This window comes from Variovorax sp. CF313 (assembly GCF_000282635.1).
In the GTDB taxonomy this organism is placed as follows: Bacteria; Pseudomonadota; Gammaproteobacteria; order Burkholderiales; family Burkholderiaceae_C; genus Variovorax.
The window spans coordinates 30,796-50,273 of sequence record NZ_AKIW01000069.1; the positions used below are offsets into that span (position 1 = coordinate 30,796).

Sequence of the window (19,478 nt, forward strand, 5' to 3'; positions counted from 1 at the left end):
GACCCGGCTCGTTTTTGGCGAGGCCGGGTTTTTTTCATTCATGTCGTCGTCACCATCCTTGGTCGTCACCTCGCAGTCGATGCAGTTCGCAGGCCCCCTGGCCCTGCGCAGCGGCGCGTCGATCAGCGACTACACGCTCGCCTACGAAACCTACGGCACCCTGAACGCCGAGCGCAGCAATGCGGTGCTGGTCTGCCACGCGCTCAATGCGTCGCACCACGTCGCGGGCGTCTACGAAGGCCAGGCCCGTTCCGAAGGCTGGTGGGACAACATGGTCGGTCCGGGCAAGCCGGTCGACACCGATCGCTTCTTCGTCATCGGTGTGAACAACCTCGGCTCCTGCTTCGGCTCGACCGGACCGATGCACGCCAACCCCGCCACTGGCCGTGTCTACGGCGCCGACTTCCCGGTGGTCACGGTCGAGGACTGGGTGGACGCCCAGGCCGTGCTGCTCGACGCGCTCGGCATCCGCACGCTCGCGGCTGTGATGGGCGGCAGCCTCGGCGGCATGCAGGCGCTCTCGTGGACGCTGCAGTATCCCGACCGCGTGCGCCACGCCGTCGTCGTGGCGAGCGCGCCCAACCTCACGGCCGAGAACATCGCCTTCAACGAGGTTGCGCGCCGCGCGATCGTGACCGACCCCGATTTCCACGGCGGCCACTTCTACGAACACGGCGTGATCCCCAAGCGCGGCCTGCGCATCGCGCGGATGATCGGCCACATCACCTACCTCAGCGACGACGTGATGAACGCCAAGTTCGGCCGCATCCTGCGCAGCGCCGTGGAGGGCGAGGCCGCGGGGCTCGACTACCGCTACTCCACGCAGGATGTCGAGTTCCAGATCGAAAGCTACCTGCGCTACCAGGGCGACAAGTTCAGCGAGTACTTCGACGCCAACACCTACCTGCTGATCACCCGCGCACTCGACTACTTCGACCCCGCACGCAGCCACGGCGGCAAGCTCAGCACCGCGCTGGCCCAGGCCACCGCCCAGTTCCTGCTCGTGAGCTTCAAGACCGACTGGCGCTTCTCGCCCGCGCGCAGCCGCGAACTGGTGAAGGCGCTGCTCGACAACCGCCGCAACGTCAGCTACGCCGAGATCGATGCGCCGCACGGCCACGACGCCTTCCTGCTCGACGACGTGCGCTACATGGGCGTGGTGCGCTCCTACTTCGAGCGCGTCGCCAAGGAGTTCCTGCAATGAGCGACCTCGAGCATCAACGATTGATCGCCGAGCTGGTGCCGCGAGGCGCGCGCGTGCTCGACCTGGGCTGCGGCGACGGCGCCCTGCTCGATCTGCTGCAGCGCGAGCGCGGCTGTACCGGCTACGGCGTGGAGATCGCCGACGGCAACGTGCTGCAGTGCATCCGCCGCGGCGTCGACGTGATCCAGCTCAACCTCGACGAAGGCCTCGCGATGTTCGACGACGCCTCCTTCGACGTGGTGCTTCAGATCGACACTCTGCAGCACCTGCGCAATGCCGAGGTGATGCTGCGCGAGACCGCGCGCGTGGGCCGCATCGGCGTCGTCGCATTTCCCAACTTCGCGCACTGGCCCAACCGCCTGAGCGTGGCGCGCGGCCGCATGCCGGTGACGCGCCGCCTGCCCTACCAGTGGTACGACACGCCCAATATCCGCGTCGGCACCTTCAAGGATTTCGAGGTGCTGGCCGGGAAGAACAACCTGCGCGTGCTCGACGCCTTCGGCCTGCAGAACGGGCGCGACGTGCGCTGGCTGCCCAACGCGCGCGCCAGCACGGCGGTCTTCAAGTTCGAGCGCGGCGGCGGCTGAACGCCACGAAGAACGCCGGATGAGCTTCACGCTTGCACAGCCGGTCCACAGCGAGCTGCTCATCAAGAAAAGCCGCTTCATCGGCTGCGTTCAGCCGGTGGCCGACCGAGCGGCCGCGCTGGCCGTGGTCGCCTCGCTGCGCGCCGAACACCCCGCGGCCGCACATGTGTGCTGGGCCCTGATGGCCGGCGGCCAGTCGGCCGCGAACGACGACGGCGAACCCGGCGGCACGGCCGGCCGACCGATGCTGGAGGTGCTGCGCCACCAGCAGGTCGAAGGCGCGCTCGCGACCGTGGTGCGCTACTTCGGCGGCGTGAAGCTCGGCGCGGGCGGCCTCGTGCGGGCCTACACCGACGCGGTCGCGCAGGCCCTGCTCGGCGCCACGCTCGTGCCGTTGCTGCGCCAGCGCAGCCTGCGCTGCTCGGTGCCCTATGCGCTCGAAGGACTCGTGCGGCGCGAACTCGCCGCGGCCGGGGCGGTGCTCGACGGCGTGCAGCATGGCGACGACGTCGCCTTCGCCTTCTCGCTCCCCGAGCCCGATGCCGATGCCTTCATCGCCCGCCTCGGCGATGCTGCGCAAGGGCGCGTCGTCTGGCCGCAGGCGTAACGCGCTTCGGCGGCACGCTGAGCGGCGCCGTCATCGCGAGGATGCCGCGCGGCGCCAATGGCATTGCTTCGTCATCGGGTCCGCGCCGCGCCATCTCCGCGGTCACGATGCCGGTCGGCACCGCGAGCACGCCCCAGCCCAGCAGCATCATGACGGAGGCGATCGCGCGGCCCAGGTCGGTCTTGGGCACGAGGTCGCCGAAGCCCACCGTGGCCATCGTCGAGATGGCCCAGTAGATCGCCACCGGGATGCTGGTGAAGCCATGCACCGGCCCTTCGACCACGTACATCAGTGTGCCCATCACCAGCACCACCAGCATCACGAAGCCGACGAACACGGTGATCTTGCGCCGGCTCGATGCCACCGCCGACACCAGCGCGCGGTACTCCACCGAGTAGCGCGACAGCTTGAAGATGCGGAACACGCGCAACAGCCGCAGGATGCGCACGTCGATCAGGTAGGCCATCTCGGGCGCGAAGGCCACGAGAAAAGTCGGCAGCAGCGCCAGCAGGTCGATCACGCCATAGAAGCTCGTTGCATAGCGCAGCGGCTTGTTCACGCAGCTCAGCCGCGCGAGGTACTCCAGCGTGAAGAGAATGGTGAACACCCACTCGAGCACATTGAACAGCGGCCGCCACTGCTCTCGGATCGGCTGCACGCTGTCGAGGATCACCACCAGCACGCTGGTCACGATCACCGCGATCAGCGCCAGGTCGAACATCAGACCGGCGCGCGTGTCGGCCTCGAAGATCACCGTGAACAGCGTGCGCCGCCAGCCGTGCGTGGGCTTGTCGAAGCGTGAATCGGTGGCGGACGACATGGCGCGCGAGGCGTGCGCGGCGGAGAGGTTGTCGGTGTTCGAGCGGCTCATGGCGCCACATTGTCATGTCCATGGCCGACTTATTCGGTTACGCTTATTGCGCAATGAAGTGCCGCAGGCCGTGAGCGCGTTCTTACGATAGTCCCTTTCTTGAGGAGCTCCCCCTTGGCTACACAGTCCCCCTTCTTCGGCAAGCGTGATCGTGACACCGATTCGTTGACATCGCGCCCTGCACCGCTCGTCGGTTCGGGCACCAATCTCTCCGGAACCCCCGTCAATCCCTCGTCGCTGACCGCACAGCAAGGCGGCCTGAACGCGGCCGCCGCACCTGCCGCCAAGGAAGGCGGCAGCAAGCTCACCGTCGGCCCGAACATCAAGCTCAAGGGCGTCGAGATCACCGATTGCGACACGCTCGTGGTCGAAGGCCTCGTCGAGGCCACCATGGACTCGCGCCTGATGCAGATCGCCGAGCAGGGCGAGTTCAAGGGCTCGGCCGAGATCGACATCGCCGAAATCCGCGGCGTGTTCGACGGCAGCCTCACGGTGCGCGAAAAGCTCGTGATCCACTCGACCGGCAAGGTCACCGGCAAGATCCGCTACGGCAAGATCGTGATCGAAGAAGGCGGCCAGCTGTCGGGCGAGATCAGCTTCGGCGCCAAGCCGTCGCTGCACGCGGCGGCTTAAGCCTCCACCACGGGAGGCTTCCATCCCAGGCGCTCCAGCAAGGCACCGGCCGCGGCCGGTGCCTTTTCTTTGGCGCCGTTGATGAAGTAGACGAACACGTCGCGCTTCCTGGGCGACTCGGCCCAGCCCTGCGCGCGTGCGGCCCAGGTGTCGAGCGCCTTGGGGGCGTAGCCGGTCTTGAGCCCGGCGTCGGCCATCATGAGCCGTGCGTAGGCGACATCGCCCTCGGGCTCCTCGAACGATGGAAACTTGTCGGCGTCCGTGAACACGGTCGAGACCTTGTGCTTCTTCGCGAGTGCCTTGTAGGCGGGCACGATGAAGCTTTCGTGCCGCACGTCCATCACGTGCCGCAGCACGCGGCTGCCCTCCTTCTTGGGCAGCAGCTCTAGAAAAGCCTCGAAGTCTTCCGCGTCGAACTGCTTGGTCGGCATGAACTGCCACACGATCGGTCCGAGCTTGTCGCCGAGCTCGCTCACGCCGCTGTCGATGAAGCGCTTGATCGAGTCTCCCGCGGTGGCAAGCACCTTGCGATTGGTGGTGAAGCGCGAGGCCTTCATCGAGAACACGAAGCCTTCGGGCGCTTCGTCGTGCCACTTGCGGAAAGTCTCGGGCTTGAAGGTGCTGTAGTAGGTGCCGTTGATCTCGATGGCGCTGACCTGTCGGCTTGCGTAGTTCAACTCCTTCGCGTGCGCGAGGCCCTTGGGATAGAAGTTGTCGCGCCAGGGTTCGTAGGTCCAGCCTCCTATGCCCACTTTGATCCGAGTCGATGCTGCCTTGCTCACATTGCGCTCCGGGTTGAGATCGCCCGCACTCTACGCGGGCTCGCCGCCGGGCGCAAAATGCGTTTTTTCGTCACCCGCGGAGAACCCTTCGATGAACGCCCCCCTGCACCGCGAAATGCCCACCGGCACGCTCGACGCCGAGCGTGCCCTGTCCGACGTCACCGCCCGATGGGACGGCGACATCCTCAAGCAGCTTACCGACTACATCGCCATTCCCGCCAAGTCGCCCGGCTTCGACAAGGACTGGTCGGCCAATGGCCACCTCGAGACCGTGCTGCGCAACGCCGCGGCCTGGGTCGAGGCGCAGAAGGTCGAGGGCCTGAAGCTGGAGATCGTGCGCCTCGAAGGCCGCACCCCCGTGCTGTTCTTCGAAGTGGCTGCCACCGGCACCGACATGGGCGAGACCGTGCTGATGTACGGCCACCTCGACAAGCAGCCCGAATTCACCGGCTGGCGCAACGACCTCGGCCCGTGGACGCCCAAGTACGAGAACGGCCTGCTCTACGGCCGCGGCGGCGCCGACGACGGCTATGCGGTGTACGCCAGCATCGCCGCGTTGCAGGCGCTCAAGAACCAGGGCGCGGCGCATCCGCGCATCGTCGGCCTGATCGAGACCTGCGAGGAAAGCGGCTCCTACGACCTGCTGCCCTACGTCGACGCGTTGCGACCGCGCCTGGGCAATGTCGAGCTGGTGATCTGCCTCGACTCCGGCGCCGGCAACTACGACCAGCTCTGGCTCACCACCTCGCTGCGCGGCATGGCCAGCGGCACGCTCAAGGTCGAGGTGCTGACCGAAGGCATCCACTCGGGCGACGCCTCGGGCCTCGTGCCCTCGAGCTTTCGCATCATGCGGCAGGTGCTCGACCGCCTGGAAGACAGCGCCACCGGCCGCCTGCTGCCCGCGAGCTTCCACTGCGAGGTGCCGGCCGACCGGCTGGCGCAGGCGAAGGCCACTGCGGCGATCCTCGGCGAAGAGGTCTACAAGCGCTTCCCGTGGGCGCACTACGACTGCGGTGGCTCCACCATGTTCGCGCTGCCGACCACCACCGACCCGGTGGAAGCGCTGCTCAACCGCACCTGGAAGCCGACGCTTTCGGTGACCGGCGCCGAAGGCTTCCCGGCGCTGAAGGACGCGGGCAACGTGCTGCGCCCGTACACCGCGTTCAAGCTCTCGCTGCGCCTGCCGCCGCTGGTCGATGCGGCCGAAGCGGTGCAGAAGCTCAAGGCGCTGCTCGAGGACAACGCGCCCTACCAGGCGCGCGTCACGTTCGAAAGCGGCGGCGGAGCCACCGGCTGGAACGCGCCGACGATCACGCCGTGGTTCGAGGACGCGCTCAACAAGGCCTCGCAGGCGCACTTCGGCGCCTCATGCGGCTACATCGGCCAGGGCGGCACGATCCCGCTGATGAACATGCTCAGCGCCGGCTTCCCCAAGGCGCAGATGATGGTCTGCGGCGTGCTCGGTCCGAAGAGCAACGCGCACGGCCCGAACGAGTTCCTGCATGTGCCCTACGCCAAGAAGCTCACCGCCGCCGTGGCCGAGGTGATCGCCGCGCTGCCGGCCGCGCACCGCGCCGCTGCATCGGAGCCGGCCGCCGCTTGAGCGAGGCGCTGCCTTTGCCGCAGCGCGTGTCGCTGTCCACGCCGGACGGCGAGACGCTCGCCTTGCGCCGGCTGCCGGCGCCCGGTCCGGCGCGCGCCGTGATCGTGGTGGTCCATGGGCTCGGCGAGCACGCGGGCCGCTACCACGCGCTTGCGGAATGCCTGCACGAATGGGACTTCGCCGTGTGGGCGCACGACCACCACGGACATGGCGAATCGACCGGCGCGCGCGGCGGCCTGCCCGGCGAGTTGCGGCTGGTCGACGACCTCGCCCTCGTGATCGACGATGCGCGCCGCGAGAACCCCGGCCTGCCGCTCGTGCTGCTGGGTCACAGCCTGGGCGGGCTGGTGGCCGCGAGCCTGGTGGCGCGCGGGGTGCGGCCGGTCGATGGGCTGGTGCTTTCATCGCCAGGGCTCGATCCGGGCCTGGGCGGTTTACAGAAGGCGCTGCTCGCGGTGCTGCCGCGCATTGCGCCCAACCTGCGCGTGGGCAACGGGCTCGACGACAACTACCTCTCGCACGACCCGGCCGTGGTGCAGGCCTACCGCGACGACCCGCTCACGCACGACCGCATCGGCGGCCGGCTCGCGCGCTTCCTGGCGTACGAAGGCGCGACGGTGCAGCAGCGGGCCGCCAGCTGGCCCGTGCCGACACTGCTGCTCTACGCGGGCGACGACCGCCTCGTGGTGCCCGCCGCCAGCCGCGCCTTTGCCGCGGCCGCTGCGCCCGGCGGCAAGGTCGAGGCGCACTGCTTCGACACGCTGTACCACGAGATCTTCAACGAGCTCGAAGCCGACCCTGTCTTCGAGGCGCTGCAGCGTTGGCTCAACCGGCGCTTTCCGTCGCCGGCCTGACGGTGCGCCTGCGCGCCAGCCAGACCAGCGCCGCGCCCGTCAGCACCACCGGCACCAGTGAACCGAGGTTCAGCAGCCGCCAGCCCTGCGTGGTGACCAGCACGCCGGAGGCGAACGAAGTCACCGCCAGCGTGGCGAACACGCAGAAGTTCAGCGCACCCTGTGCACGGTCGCGCTCCTCGGCGGTGTAGGTCGTGAGCGAGAGCGTGGTGCTGCCGGTGAACAGGAAATTCCAGCCCACGCCCAGCAGGCACAGCGCCACGACGAAGTGGTGCAGCTCGACGCCCGAAAGCGCGATCGCGATGCACCCGAGGTTGAGTACCAGCCCCACGCCCATCACCGGCAGCGCGCCGAAGCGGCGGATCAAATGGCCGGTGAAGAAGCCCGGCGCGAACATGCCGATCACATGCCATTCGAGCACCAGCGCGGCGTCGGAGAACGGCAGGCTGCAGATCTGCATCGCGATGGGCGTTGCGGCCATCAGCAGGTTCATCACGCCGTAGCCCAGCGCGCCCGCGGCGGCGGCCACGATGAACACCGGCTGCCGCATGATCTCGCCCAATGGCCGGCCCCCGGCGAGCCCCGTGCGCGTGGGCGCGGCGGGGAATTCGATGAAGTGCATCACCGCCATCGACAGCAGCGCCACCGCGGCCAGCGCGATATAGGCACCCGCGAACGGCACGGCAAAGACCTCTCGCGTGGCCGTCGCGAGGTTGGGCCCCGCGACCGCGCCGATCAGCCCGCCCGCCATCACCACCGACACCGCCTTCTCGCGCCACGCCGGCGCCGCGAGCTCGGCCGCGGCAAAACGGTAGAGCCCCGCATTGGCGTTGTAGTAGCCCGCGACCACCGTGGCGAAGCACAGCAGCCAGAAATTCTTCGTGGCAGCCGCGTAGCAGCACAGCAAGGCCGACACCAGCGCCACCGCCAACCCGGTCTGGAACGAGCCGCGCCGGCCGAGGCGTTGCTGCGTGCGGGCCACCAGCCCGGTGCTGAGCGCGCCGCCGATCACGTAGCTCATCACCGGAAGCGTCGCCATCCAGCCGCGCGGCGCGATGCTCAGGCCCACCAGCCCATTGATGGCGATGAAGGTGACGTTGTTGGTCAGGAGCAAGCCCTGGCAGATGGCGAGCAGCCAGAGGTTGCGGTTCATGGTGTGTCCCGTATCGCGCGTTGCAGGTCGCGTTCGATTTCACTGAAAACGACAGGCGGCAGGTCGCCCAGCGTGCCTTCGGTGCCGTCGAGCGCCACCGCGCGCACGGTCTGAAGTTCCTTGCCGTCGGGGCTGTCCTGCACGAACCAGCCTTCTTCGATTTGCAGACAGATGCGGCGTCCGCCGGGCACGGCCTTGTTGAAGCTGTCGACCATGCCGCCGTCGCCCACCTCGCGTTGCCAGCCGCGCGTTTCCAGGCCCATGAGGGCGGCGTTCGATATGGCGCGGCCGGCCCAGTGCGGCAGCTCGCGGCGCGGGCGCAGCGCTTCGTCGAGCACGAAGACCGGGCGCATCAGCTGTTCGAAGGGCTGCACGATTTCGTAGTCGGCCAGCACGGCGGCCCAGGCAGTTGCCAGCGACGGGTCGAGGGCCGCGACTTCGAGCGGATGCGGCAGGCCGATGCGCGCGGTCTCGGGCAGCTTGACGGCGTCGTCCTGCAGGTCGGTCAGCTCGCCTTCGGCGCTGATGCGGAAGATGCCTTCGAGCTGCCTGCCCGATGCGTCGAACAGGCCCCAGACCAGCGGCCGGCTGAAGACCCGCAGCACCGGATGGTTGGCAAAGAAGGGAATGAATTCGTCGGGGCTCCAGCGGCGCTGCGCGCACATCGCGGCCTCGAGGCGCTTGACCTGCGTGGTGGCCACGGTCTTCGCGAGCTTGCGCAGCTCCTTCAGCTGCGTGGTCGCAGCGGCGGCCTTGCCGGCGTCGTCGTTGGCGCCCGGCTTGGGCAGCGTCTTGAGCACCTTGCCCCTGGCGTCGTGCACCACAGGCTGGAAGTTGTCGTCCATGCGCACTTCGAAGCTGCGCGGGCCGAAGTCGAGCGTCAGCCGGGCGCGCGTGTCGAGGCCGAGGTCGGGGACAGTGCGATCGGCCAGCTGGTCGAGGCTGAGGCCGCGCTGTTCGGCCACTTCGCCGAGCATGCGGTCGGCGCGCGTGCGCAGGTCGTCGTGGCGGGTCTGGCGCGCGAGTTCGGCCAGGTGCATCAGCGCGGCATCGCTGCCGATCTCGCCGAGCATCGCCATCGCGTCGTAGGCGCGCACGCGGTCGAGCGCAACGCGCCACTGGCGCAGCAGGCCGTAGAGCTGGCGCGCGGTCTCGCCGTCGCCGAGGCGGCCCTGCAGCGTGAACATCCAGCGCTCCTTGGCCGGGCGGCCGTTGCCGATCCACCAGGCCAGCAGCGCGCGGCCGAAGCGCGCGAGGGAATCGGGCGTGAGTGCATCCAGCAGCCCGGCCAGCCCAGGATAGGGGGCGTCGGGCTTGCCGAGCATCATCGCCATCAGCACGTCGGGCACCACCGCCTGCGGTAGCGCGTGGCCGCCTGCCTTGAGGATCAGGCGGGGAAGCGCTGCCAGCGGCAAGGCCTTCGGCACCACGGGCAGGTTGTCGGGCAGGAGTTCTTCGGGCGCGATGGCCAGCAGCTGCGCCACCGCATTGGCGGCTTCGGCGCCGTAGGCGTGGGCTTGCTTGCGCACCGCTCCGGCGTGGCTGGCGCCGTGCAGCCAGCGCAGCGCGGCCTGCGCCGCCTCGCGCGCGGGGCCGGGTTCGCCCAGCGCGACGGGAACAAGGCCGCGCGCGGCCGTGTCGGGATAGCGCGCCAGCCACTCGCCGGCTTCGCGCCGGACCCAGCGGTTGGTGTGAAAGCCCCTGGCGATCCAGCCGGCGAGCGGATCCCATTCGATGACCGAGGCCAGCTCGAACATTGCGCGAGAGCCCTGCTTGAGAAAGCGCGGCAGCCCCGGCAGCGCGGCAGCGCCGAACGCATGGAGGATGGGCCGCACGCGCGAGACATCGCCCGAGTACAGGATGGGGGGTGGCCCATGCATGAATACCGCGACAGCCAGCGGCAGGGGCAGGTGCCAGATGCATTCGGCGACGCCCCAGCGGCTGCCCGGCAGCGTGCCGAAGTCTTCCGGACCGATCTCGCGGCCGTTCGCTGCGACGGCCTCGATGAGCTCGGGGCGCAGGCCCAGCATCCACAAGGCCTTGTGAACCGTGCCGCCCTCGCGCACCTCTGCAGGCGCGTCGGGTTGGTTGCGCGCGAACTCGTTCATCCACCGGTCGGCGCTTTCGCGCGAGACCCGGAGTTCGCGGGCCAGCCAGTCGGACGATTCGCCCGTGGCCTGCAGGTATTGCGGTGGCGGCAGATCGCTCCAGTGCAGCCGCGCCGTCGGCGGCAGGGGCTGCAAGGCCAGCGTCGGGATGACGGGCAGCGCCTGCCGGTTCTTCCACGGCGGGCGCCGCAGCAGCGCGGGCCAGGCATCGACAGCGGCATCGGTCACTCCGACGGAGCTGTCTTCCTGCAGGCGCGCGAGCGTCTTGCGCTGGGCGTCGTCGCAAGAGGCCTCCAGCGGTTTCTGCCAGTCGGGGTTCGCGGCCAGCAGCTCCAGGACCAGCGCGGCGCCGGCCTGGTGCCGCGCCGGGTTCGCCGACAGCAACTCGCGCAGCACGAACAACGGCCAGCGGCCCGCCTGCTTGACGAGGGCGTTCTTGCAGTCGATCTGCTTGACCTGGGCCACGAAGAAGCCAACGACCGCCGGATCGTGGATGGCCAGCAGGTCGGTCACGGCTTCCTTGTGCGGGGACGGCTCGAAGAACAGTTCCGCCGCCGCGGCGCCGTGCATGTCGAGCATGCGCAGCCGCGCGGCGCGCGGGGGGTAGAAGCGGGAGCGGTGGCGGCGAAAGAAGTCGAGGCTGTCGCAGAGGCGGCGTTCGTCGCAGAGCAGGCCGCCGCAGTGGCCGCAGGGCCGGTCGTTGAATTGCGCGAGCGCCTCGCGCATGCCCTTGGACCACCGCACGGTGCCATCGGGCTGCGCGTCCAGACCTTCTTCCTTCGACTTGCGACTGCCCGCCATGCCATTTCCCTCGATTGATGCCAGCGGGATTGTCGGCCAACACGCGCGGCCAAAAAAAAGCGCCCTCGCGGGCGCATGAATTCAGGAGAAGACAGTCCTTCGGTCAGGACTGCCTGCCTTGCAGCAGGCCGCTGAGCGAACCCAGCAGGTCGTCGTGGTTGCCCAGACCCTGGTCCGGGACTTTGCCGTGCGGCGTGAGCTGGTCGATCAGCGCTGGCAGCATGGTGGCCAGCATCGGCAGCAGCGTTTGCGCGTTGATGCCGAGCTTGGACGCGATGGCAGCGATGGTGTCGCTGCCCAGCGCGTTTTGCAGCTGATCGCCCGAAACCGGCTGGTTTTCCCCCTTGCCGATCCACGAGCCGATGACGTCGCCCATGCCAGCCTGCTCGAACTTCGAGACCAGACCGCCCAGGCCGCCCTGCCCGCCGTTGTTGGCGAGCAGGCCGCCCAGCGCGCCGGCCAGGCCTCCCAGATCGCCCAGTCCACCGCTTTGCGGTTGCTGCTGCTGGGCCGCGCCCCCGAGCACCTGACCGAGTACTGAATCGAGCAATCCCATGGCTTTTCCTTTTGGTGTGTGACAGACCGACAGCATTGTTAGGCGCCGCGGGCCATAAGCTGAAAGTGGAACATCACTTTCAAACTGGCAACGTGACAAATTACTTGGTACGGGCTGTCCGTTTGGGGAGCAATGCGGGACTGACCCCTTGCACTCCCACCAGGCCCAGCACGGTGAGCAGCGAATTCTGCGCGCCTTTCCACGCGTCTGTCACGTCGATGGACTCGCTCAGCGAATGGAATCCCGAGCCCTTGCCGCCGCCGCCGACGATGATGGCCGGAATGCCCAGCGAGATCGGCACGTTGGCGTCGGTGCTGCCGCCGCGCAGCAGGGTCTTGTGGCCGAAGGCGCTGTTCGAGCGGACGGCGGCCTCCACGATCACCGAGTCGGGCGGCGTGCGGCCGCCGGGGCGGTTGCCGATGAGCTTGGTGCTCACGCTCAGCGTGTTGACGTTCCAGCGCTTGTTTTCCTCGACCACGGCTTCGTCGATGGCCGCGAGGATCTTCTTTTCGGTCTCCAGCAGCGAGGCCATGTCGTCCGAGCGGATGTCGATGGCCATGCGCGCGTCCGGCGCGATGGTGTTGACCGAGGTCCCGCCGCCCACGGTGCCGACGGTGAACGTCGTCTTGGGAAAACTCGGCGTGTGCACGTCGGCGATCTTCGCGATGGCGCGGCCCATGCCGTGGATGGCGCTGGGCACCTGGCCGAAGGCGCCGAAGCTGTGGCCGCCCGGGCCCTGGAACGTGACCTCGTAGCGGTGGCTCGCGGTGCCGAGCACCAGCACCGCGCCCGGCGGCGACGGCTCCAGCCCCACCATGCCGTCGATGTCGAGGTGGTCGTTGAAGACGGCCTTCATGCCACGCAGGTTGCCGAGCTCTTCCTCGCCGACGTTGCCGACGAACAGCAGGTCGCCCACGGTCTGGACCTTGTTGTCGTTCAACACCTTGAGCCACGACAGCAGCACGGCGAGCCCGCGGGTGTCGTCCGCAATGCCCGGCGCGTGGAGCCGGCCGTCGCGCTCCTTGACCTTCACGTCGGTGCCGGCGGGAAACACGGTGTCGAGGTGCGCGGAGATCAGCAGCTTCGGCCCGTTGCCCGTGCCCTTGCGCAGGCCGACCACGTTGCCTTCGGCGTCGATCTTCGCGTGCGTCAGGCCGAACGCCTTCATGCGCGCGAGAAAGGCTTCGGCGCGCTTCTGTTCCTTGAAGGGCGGTGCCTCGATCTCGGTGAGCATCTTCAGGTCTTCGACCGAGCGCTCGTGGTCGGCCCTGACTGCGTCGAGCAGCTTCTGGATGGCCGGTGCTGCCATCAGTTGGGCATAGGCCTTGTCGACATCGGGGCTGACCTGCGCGGGCGTGGGGGCGACAGCCGGGCTCTGGGCGAGCGCGCCCTGTGCGGCGCACACCAGCGCGGCAAGGACGAGAGGGGCGAGGCGCAGTGGACCTGGCGAGCGGGACATCGAAAGTCCTTCTTTTGTCTCAGTAGAGTAACGATTGTTTCTCAGGCTTTCCGCGCGCGCGTTGCGGAAAACACCACCTTGCGCGGCCTGCCTAGAGGCCGGCGAGGCACACCAGCGCGGCCAGCGCCGCGGTTTCGGCGCGCAGCACGCGCGTGCCAAGGGTGACGGGAGCGAAGCCGCGGGCAATGGCCTGCTGTTCTTCCGAGCTGCTCAGGCCGCCTTCGGGGCCGCTCAGGACGACCGCGCCATGGCCATCGGGGATCTGCACCGCAGGAAGGGCGCGCGTGCCCTCCGCGAGGCTCAGCACGAGGCGCACGGCGGTCGATCCCGTGTCGTGCTGCGCATCGAGCCAGCCCGAAAAGGACTGCACCGGAAGGACCACCGGCACCCGGTTGCGCCCGCACTGCTCGCAGGCCGCGACCGCGATCGCCTCCCAGTGCGCCCGCTTCTTCTCGGCGCGCTCGCCCGACAGGCGCAGCACGCCGTGGGCCGTGGCCAGCGGCTGGATGCTCGCCACGCCGAGCTCGGAGGCTTTCTCCACCAGCCAGTCCATGCGCTCGTTCGCCGGCATCCCGACCGCGAGATGCACGGCGCGCGGGGCTTCACGCTCCACCGGCTGGTGCGCGCCGACCGTCACCGCGACCTCGCTGCGGCCCATGCGCTCGACCGTCGCCGCGTATTCGCCGCCTGCGCCGTCGAACAGCGTGAGCGCATCGCCGGGCTGCATCCGCAGCACCTGAACATGGCGTGCGGCGCCGGCCGGCAGCGCCAGGCTGGCGCCGGCGGTCAGCGGCACGGAACAGTGAAAACGCGGCATGCTGTGAAATCGATGGCGTGGGCAGCCGTTTTCCTTCAGACGCGGCCGTAGGCGAAGCCGGTGAGGGCCGAGGTGCCCTCGACTTCGTCGATCACGCGCAGCAGCGGCGTCAGCTCCATGTAGCGGCTGGCGGTGGCGCGGATGTAGGCGATGAAGCGCGGCGTGTCGGCCAGGTACTTGGGCTTGCCGTCGCGCAGCGTGAGGCGCGCGAAGATGCCGGCCACCTTCAGGTGGCGCTGCAGCCCCATCCACTCGACTGCGCGGTAGAAGGCGCCGAAGTCCTCGTCGACCGGCAGGCCGGCCTTGCGCGCCGCCGTCCAGTAGCGGATGGTGACGTCGAGCACGAATTCCTCGTCCCAGCTCAGGAAGGCGTCGCGCATCAGGCTGGCGACGTCGTAGGTGATGGGGCCGTAGACCGCGTCCTGGAAGTCGAGCACGCCGAGCGCGGGACCGTTGCCGGCCATGAGGTTGCGCGGCATGAAGTCGCGGTGCACGTAGACGCTGGGCGATGCGAGGTTGCTCTCGACGATCAGCTTGAAGCTGCGCTCCAGCCGCTCCTTCAGCTTGCCCTCGACCGCGATGCCGCGGTGGCGGCCGATGTACCACTCGGGGAACAGCGCCAGCTCGCGCTCCAGCAGCGCCCGGTCGTAGGGCGGCAGCACGCCGGGTTTGGAGGCCAGCTGCCAGCGGATCAATGCGTCGATGGCCTGGTCGTAGAGCGGGCGGCTCGCGTCGGGCCGGGCCGGATCGATCACGTCCAGCATGGTCTGGCGGCCCAGGTCGTCGAGCAGCAGGAAGCCGCGGGGCTGGTCCCATTCGAGCACCGTGGGGGCGAGTACGCCGGCGCCGGCCATCAGCTGCGCCACCTGGACGAAGGGGGCGCTGTTTTCCTTGTCCGGCGGGGCGTCCATCACGATCCGCGTCGGCGCGGCGGGGTCGGCGGTGTCGAGGCGGAAATAGCGGCGGAAGCTCGCGTCGGCCGAGGCGAGCCGCACCGTGTCGGGCAGCAGCCGGTGGGCAGGCGCGACGGCGGCCACCCAGGCCCGGAACGCTTCGGCCCGCTGCGGATCGGTCCAGGGGATGGTCTCGGCGGGGCTTGGGGCCAATGAGGCCGGGGGCGGGGGTGCTGTCATGGATAATCGATTCTACAAATCCGCCTGGCGCGGCAATCCCCCTTGGCCAGCTTCCGGCCGATGCGGGTTGCTGCCGGCCCCTGCAACCCGCCGGCCTGCCGCGCCGTCTCCCGACGATCCTTCGTTCCGAACCGATGCCTACGACCCAAAGCCCCCACGCTTGGCACCTTGTGCGCTCGCTGCCGCTCTCCCTCGGGGAGTCGGTGGCCTCCCTCGGAACAGCGGGGCGGGTGGCTTGATGCGCCGGCGTGTCGCCCTGCGGCGCTCCACCCCGCCGCTGCCGCTGGCCGTTCTGTCGCTGGCCCTGATGCACGCGCATGGCGCGTCCGCGCAGCAGGCCGGCAACCTCGACGGGCCGCTCACGCTGAAGCGCACGCCGCTGCTGACCGAAACCCTGACGCCCGCGGACCGCAGCCAGATGCCCAGCATCATCACCGGCGACCGCATCTCCGGGCGGCCCGACCTCGAGACCGTGGTCGAAGGCAACGCCACGCTGCGGCGCGGCGCGGTGTCCATCACTGCCGACCGGCTCGAGTACTACCAGCCGGACGACCGCGCCAAGGCCACCGGCAACGTGCGGGTCAACCAGGCCGGCAACGTGTACGAAGGCCCCGAGCTGCAGCTCAAGCTCGAGACCTTCGAGGGTTTCTTCAACAACGTGCGCTACCAGTTCCTCGCGAACGAAGCGCACGGCGAGGCCAAGCGCATCGACTTCGTCGACGCCAACGTGTCGGTGGCCCGCGAAGCCACCTACACCACCTGCCGCCGCGAGGACTTCCCGGGCTGGATGCCGGCCTGGCTGCTCACCGCGACCACGATGACCACGGACACCGAGGAAAACGAGGGCGTGGCCAAGAATGCGCGGCTGAGCTTCATGGGCATCACCACGCCGCCGATTCCGAGCGTGAGCTTCCCGCTGTCGAACGAGCGCAAGAGCGGCCTGCTGCCGCCCACCATCGGCATCGACAACATCAACGGCATCGAGATCGCGCAGCCGTACTACTGGAACATCGCGCCCAACCGCGACGCCACGTTCACGCCGACGGTCATGAGCAAGCGCGGCGTCGATTTCAGCAACGAGTTCCGCTACCTCGAGAAGGGCTACAGCGGAACGATGCGCCTCGACCTGATGGGCAGCGACCGGCTCGTGGGTCAGCGCTACAACGAGCTGCGCGCCAGCCAGCTCCAGCAGCTGGCCAAAGGGGAGATTCAGGCCAAGGACCTGACCCCGGCGCCCGGCAGCACCAAGCGCTGGGGCTTGTGGGCCACGCATCACCAGGACTTCGATGCCAAGGCGCTGGGCCTGGATTCGTTGTCCGCCAATATCGCCATCAACAGGGTGAGCGACAACGACTACTGGCGCGACTTCACGCGCACGCCGTCGCTCACGCAGCGCCAATTGCCCAACGACGCATCGCTCAACTGGAGCAAGGGCGACTGGAGCGGCATGGTCCGCACTCTGAAGTACCAGAACCTGCAGTACAACCTGTCACCGATCGTGCCCGCGTACGACCGGCTGCCGCAGATCACGGCCAACTACAACAAGTACGACTGGCACGGCTTCGACGTGGCGCTCAACCTGGACTACACGCGCTTTCGCGTGAACACGATCCTGGCGGGGCAGCCCGGCTACGACGCCACCCAGCAGTCGCAACCCGACGGCGACCGCGCCTCGGCCGTCGCCTCGATCAGCCGGCCGTTCATCACGCCGAGTTCGTTCGTCATTCCCAAGCTGATGCTGAACGCGGCCTCGTACAACTACTACCTGCCGCAGTCGGACATTCCGAAGCTGACGCTCAACGGGGTCCAGTACGTCAATGGCGTGCCCTACAACGCCAACTCGCTGTATTTCTTCCCGACCTCCAGCAACCGGACGGTTCCGACCTTCAGCCTCGACAGCGGCCTGATCTTCGAGCGCGACGCCAGCTACTTCGGCCGCGCCTTCCGCCAGACGCTGGAGCCGCGCGCGTACTACGTCTACACGCCGTACCGCAACCAGAGCATGCTGCCGAACTACGACTCGGCGGCCAACGACTTCAGCTTCGCGACCATCTACACCGAGAACGCGTTTTCGGGCGGCGACCGCATCTCGGACACCAATGCCCTCACGCTGGGCGTGACCTCGCGCCTGATCGATCCGGCAACCGGCGTCGAGGCCGCACGCTTCGGCATCGCGCAGCGGCTGCGCTTCAGCGACCAGAAGGTCACGCTGCCCGGCGGCACGCCGGTGACCGACCGCAAGAGCGACCTGCTCGTGGGCGCCCAGATCAACTGGACGCCCAAGTGGAGCCTGGATACCGTCGTGCAGTACAACCCCGACACGCGCAAGTCGGAGCGATCGGCCATCAGCGCGCGCTACAACCCCGAGCCGTACCACAACCTGAGCGCGGCCTTCCGCTACCAGGCGCCCAGCACCCCGACCGCGACCGACGGCAACAAATCGATCGACGTGGGCTGGCAATGGCCGATCAACGACCTCTGGGGTGACAAGGGCAAGAACCTCGGCCCCGGCAAGGGCCAGGGCGGCGGCCGCTGGTATGCGGTCGGCCGGCTCAACTACAGCCTGCAGGACAAGAAACTCACGGACGGCGTGCTCGGTTTCGAGTACGACGGCTGCTGCTGGATCGGGCGCGTGGTGCTGCAACGCATCACCACGGGCCAGGTGACGGCGAACACCCGCATCATGTTCCAGCTCGAATTCGTCGGCTTCTCGAGCATCGGCTCCAGCCCCATGCAGGCCCTGCGGCAGAACATCCAGCGCTACGAACCCTTGCGCCAACCGGGCGAGGCGCCGAGCCGCTTCACCAATTACGACTGAGACGACTGAGCGACGCCATGAAATACATCCGTTCCATCATCACCCTGGGCTGCCTCGCGGCAATCGCTGCAAGCTCGGGCGCGCAGGGCTACCGAGCCGGCAGCGGCATCACGGACATCATGCGCGCCGGGCCGCGCCTGGGCCCGCCCGCAGCGCGTGCGCCGGCGGCTGCGCCCGCTGCGGCGCCCGTGCAGCGCTCGGCCGAATACATCGTTGCGCTGGTCAACTCGGAGCCGATCACCAACACCGACGTGCAGACGCGCGTGTCGCGGCTGATCAAGGAGAACCCCGACGCCGAACGCGTCCCCCGCGGCGAACTCACGCGGCTCGTGCTCGAGCGGCTGATCACGGAACGTGCGCAGCTTCAGCTCGCGAAGGAAGCCGGACTCAAGGTCGACGAAGTGGCCATCGACCAGGCCGAGCAGACCGTGGCGCGCCAGAACGAGATCAGTCTCGTCGAGCTGCGCCGCCGCGTGGCCGACGAGGGCATCGCGCTGCAGGATTTCCGCAACGACCTGCGCGATCAGCTGCTGCTCACGCGCCTGCGCGACCGCGAGGTCGAATCGAAGATCAAGATCAGCGACGCCGAGGCCGACGAATACCTGCGCGACCAGCGCAACCTCGCCGTCAAGAATGCGGCGCTGGAAAACCTCAACCTCGCGCAGGTACTGGTGGCCGTTCCCGAGAACGCCACCGACGCGCAGGTGGCCGCGGCGCAGAAGAAGGCACAGGACCTCGCACAGCGCGCCCGCTCCGGCGAAGACTTCGCCAAGCTGGTGCGCGAGAACTCCGATTCGCCCGACCGCGCCAATGGCGGCGCCATCGGCATGCGCAGTGCCGACCGCTATCCGTCGCTGTTCGTCGAAGCCACGCAATCGACGGCGGTAAACGGCATCGCCGGGCCGGTGCGCTCCAGCGCCGGCTTCCACGTGCTCAAGGTGCTGGCCAAGGCGCAGATCGGTTCGGGCGACGCGACGGTCACGCAGACGCAGGTGCGCCACATCCTGCTGCTCAACGATCCCAAGCGCACCACGGCGCAGGCGGTGGCGCAACTGGCCGAATTCAAGCGCCGCGTGCAGGCCGGCACCGCCGACTTCGCCGGCCTGGCCCGCGACAACTCGCAGGACGCCAGCGCCAAGGCAGGCGGCGACCTCGGCTGGTCGCGCCCGGGCCAGTTCGTGCCCGAATTCGAGGAAGCCATGGACCGGCTCGCGCCGGGCCAGATCAGCGACCCCGTGGTGTCGCGCTTCGGCGTGCACCTGATCCAGGTGGTCGGCCGCCGCGATGCCAAGCTCAGCCAGTCGGAGCAGCGCGAAGCCGCGCGCGCCGCGCTGCGCGAACAGCGCGTGGACGAAGCCTTCACCACCTGGGTACAGGAAGTGCGTGCGCGCGCCTACGTCGAATACCGCGATCCGCCCCAGTCTTGATGGCACACCCCCAGGCTGCGCGCACTTCGTGTCGCTTCGCCCACCCCCTTGCAGGGGGCAACACC

At 68.6% G+C, this 19,478-nt stretch carries 16 protein-coding genes; 8 read left to right on the forward strand and 8 right to left on the reverse strand.

The features are described 5' to 3' along the window. Positions 1 to 40 precede the first annotated feature (40 nt). The 3 genes from metX to PMI12_RS17015 are packed head-to-tail and all read left to right on the forward strand — an operon-like array spanning position 41 to position 2,398. Complete coding sequence (metX, locus tag PMI12_RS17005) at positions 41 to 1,204, forward strand: homoserine O-succinyltransferase MetX (protein WP_042673612.1); 1,164 nt, start codon at positions 41 to 43, stop codon at positions 1,202 to 1,204. Continuing rightward, complete coding sequence (gene metW, locus PMI12_RS17010; protein WP_007834857.1) at positions 1,201 to 1,791, forward strand: methionine biosynthesis protein MetW; 591 nt, start codon at positions 1,201 to 1,203, stop codon at positions 1,789 to 1,791. The genes metX and metW overlap by 4 nt, the downstream gene beginning before the upstream one ends. Before the next feature lie 19 nt (positions 1,792 to 1,810). Then, the gene (locus tag PMI12_RS17015) at positions 1,811 to 2,398 is read left to right on the forward strand and encodes an IMPACT family protein (protein WP_007834858.1); all 588 of its coding nucleotides are present in this window, start codon (positions 1,811 to 1,813) and stop codon (positions 2,396 to 2,398) included. Here the strand turns inward: PMI12_RS17015 and PMI12_RS17020 are convergent. Then, positions 2,343 to 3,269: an ion transporter gene (locus tag PMI12_RS17020; protein WP_007834860.1), complete on the reverse strand. Its 927-nt coding sequence runs from the start codon at positions 3,267 to 3,269 to the stop codon at positions 2,343 to 2,345. The two genes, PMI12_RS17015 and PMI12_RS17020, sit on opposite strands and share 56 nt — an antisense overlap. A gap of 114 nt (positions 3,270 to 3,383) precedes the next feature. Between PMI12_RS17020 and PMI12_RS17025 the strand changes: the two genes are divergently transcribed. Beyond that, positions 3,384 to 3,902: a bactofilin family protein gene (locus tag PMI12_RS17025; RefSeq protein ID WP_007834862.1), complete on the forward strand. Its 519-nt coding sequence runs from the start codon at positions 3,384 to 3,386 to the stop codon at positions 3,900 to 3,902. Here the strand turns inward: PMI12_RS17025 and PMI12_RS17030 are convergent. Next, positions 3,899 to 4,684, reverse strand: coding sequence for a DUF72 domain-containing protein (locus tag PMI12_RS17030; protein WP_007834864.1), 786 nt, complete (start codon positions 4,682 to 4,684; stop codon positions 3,899 to 3,901). The genes PMI12_RS17025 and PMI12_RS17030 overlap by 4 nt on opposite strands. Positions 4,685 to 4,775: 91 nt before the next feature. On the opposite strand from PMI12_RS17030, the gene PMI12_RS17035 reads away from it, so the two are divergent. After that, a complete protein-coding gene (locus tag PMI12_RS17035) occupies positions 4,776 to 6,287 on the forward strand; it encodes a M20 family metallopeptidase (RefSeq protein WP_007834867.1) in 1,512 nt (503 codons plus the stop codon). Next, positions 6,284 to 7,141 carry an alpha/beta hydrolase gene (locus PMI12_RS17040; protein WP_007834869.1) on the forward strand — a complete coding sequence of 286 codons (858 nt, stop codon included), beginning with the start codon at positions 6,284 to 6,286 and terminating at the stop codon, positions 7,139 to 7,141. The genes PMI12_RS17035 and PMI12_RS17040 overlap by 4 nt, the downstream gene beginning before the upstream one ends. On the opposite strand, the gene PMI12_RS17045 is transcribed toward PMI12_RS17040, so the two are convergent. The 6 genes from PMI12_RS17045 to PMI12_RS17070 form a co-directional block, all read right to left on the reverse strand. Next, positions 7,113 to 8,294, reverse strand: a complete 1,182-nt coding sequence (locus PMI12_RS17045; protein ID WP_007834870.1) for an MFS transporter — start codon at positions 8,292 to 8,294, stop codon at positions 7,113 to 7,115. The genes PMI12_RS17040 and PMI12_RS17045 overlap by 29 nt on opposite strands. After that, positions 8,291 to 11,203, reverse strand: a complete 2,913-nt coding sequence (locus PMI12_RS17050) for a DUF4132 domain-containing protein (RefSeq protein ID WP_007834872.1) — start codon at positions 11,201 to 11,203, stop codon at positions 8,291 to 8,293. Before PMI12_RS17050 ends, PMI12_RS17045 begins: the two co-directional genes overlap by 4 nt. 103 nt (positions 11,204 to 11,306) lie before the next feature. Further along, entirely contained in the window at positions 11,307 to 11,759 is a 453-nt protein-coding gene (locus PMI12_RS17055; RefSeq protein ID WP_007834874.1) for a YidB family protein, read from the reverse strand. Between the two features lie 100 nt (positions 11,760 to 11,859). After that, positions 11,860 to 13,218, reverse strand: a complete 1,359-nt coding sequence (locus tag PMI12_RS17060) for a M20/M25/M40 family metallo-hydrolase (protein WP_007834877.1) — start codon at positions 13,216 to 13,218, stop codon at positions 11,860 to 11,862. Positions 13,219 to 13,309: 91 nt separating this feature from the next. Next, positions 13,310 to 14,035 (reverse strand): 16S rRNA (uracil(1498)-N(3))-methyltransferase, encoded by a 726-nt coding sequence (locus PMI12_RS17065; RefSeq protein ID WP_007834878.1) that lies wholly within the window; start codon positions 14,033 to 14,035, stop codon positions 13,310 to 13,312. A gap of 35 nt (positions 14,036 to 14,070) precedes the next feature. Further along, complete coding sequence (locus PMI12_RS17070) at positions 14,071 to 15,168, reverse strand: aminoglycoside phosphotransferase family protein (protein ID WP_007834881.1); 1,098 nt, start codon at positions 15,166 to 15,168, stop codon at positions 14,071 to 14,073. 238 nt (positions 15,169 to 15,406) lie between these two features. Here PMI12_RS17070 and PMI12_RS17075 point away from each other — a divergent pair, with 238 nt between their 5' ends. Beyond that, positions 15,407 to 17,986, forward strand: coding sequence for an LPS-assembly protein LptD (locus tag PMI12_RS17075; protein ID WP_007834882.1), 2,580 nt, complete (start codon positions 15,407 to 15,409; stop codon positions 17,984 to 17,986). Positions 17,987 to 18,003: 17 nt separating this feature from the next. After that, a complete protein-coding gene (locus tag PMI12_RS17080; RefSeq protein WP_007834884.1) occupies positions 18,004 to 19,413 on the forward strand; it encodes a peptidylprolyl isomerase in 1,410 nt (469 codons plus the stop codon). Positions 19,414 to 19,478 lie beyond the last annotated feature (65 nt).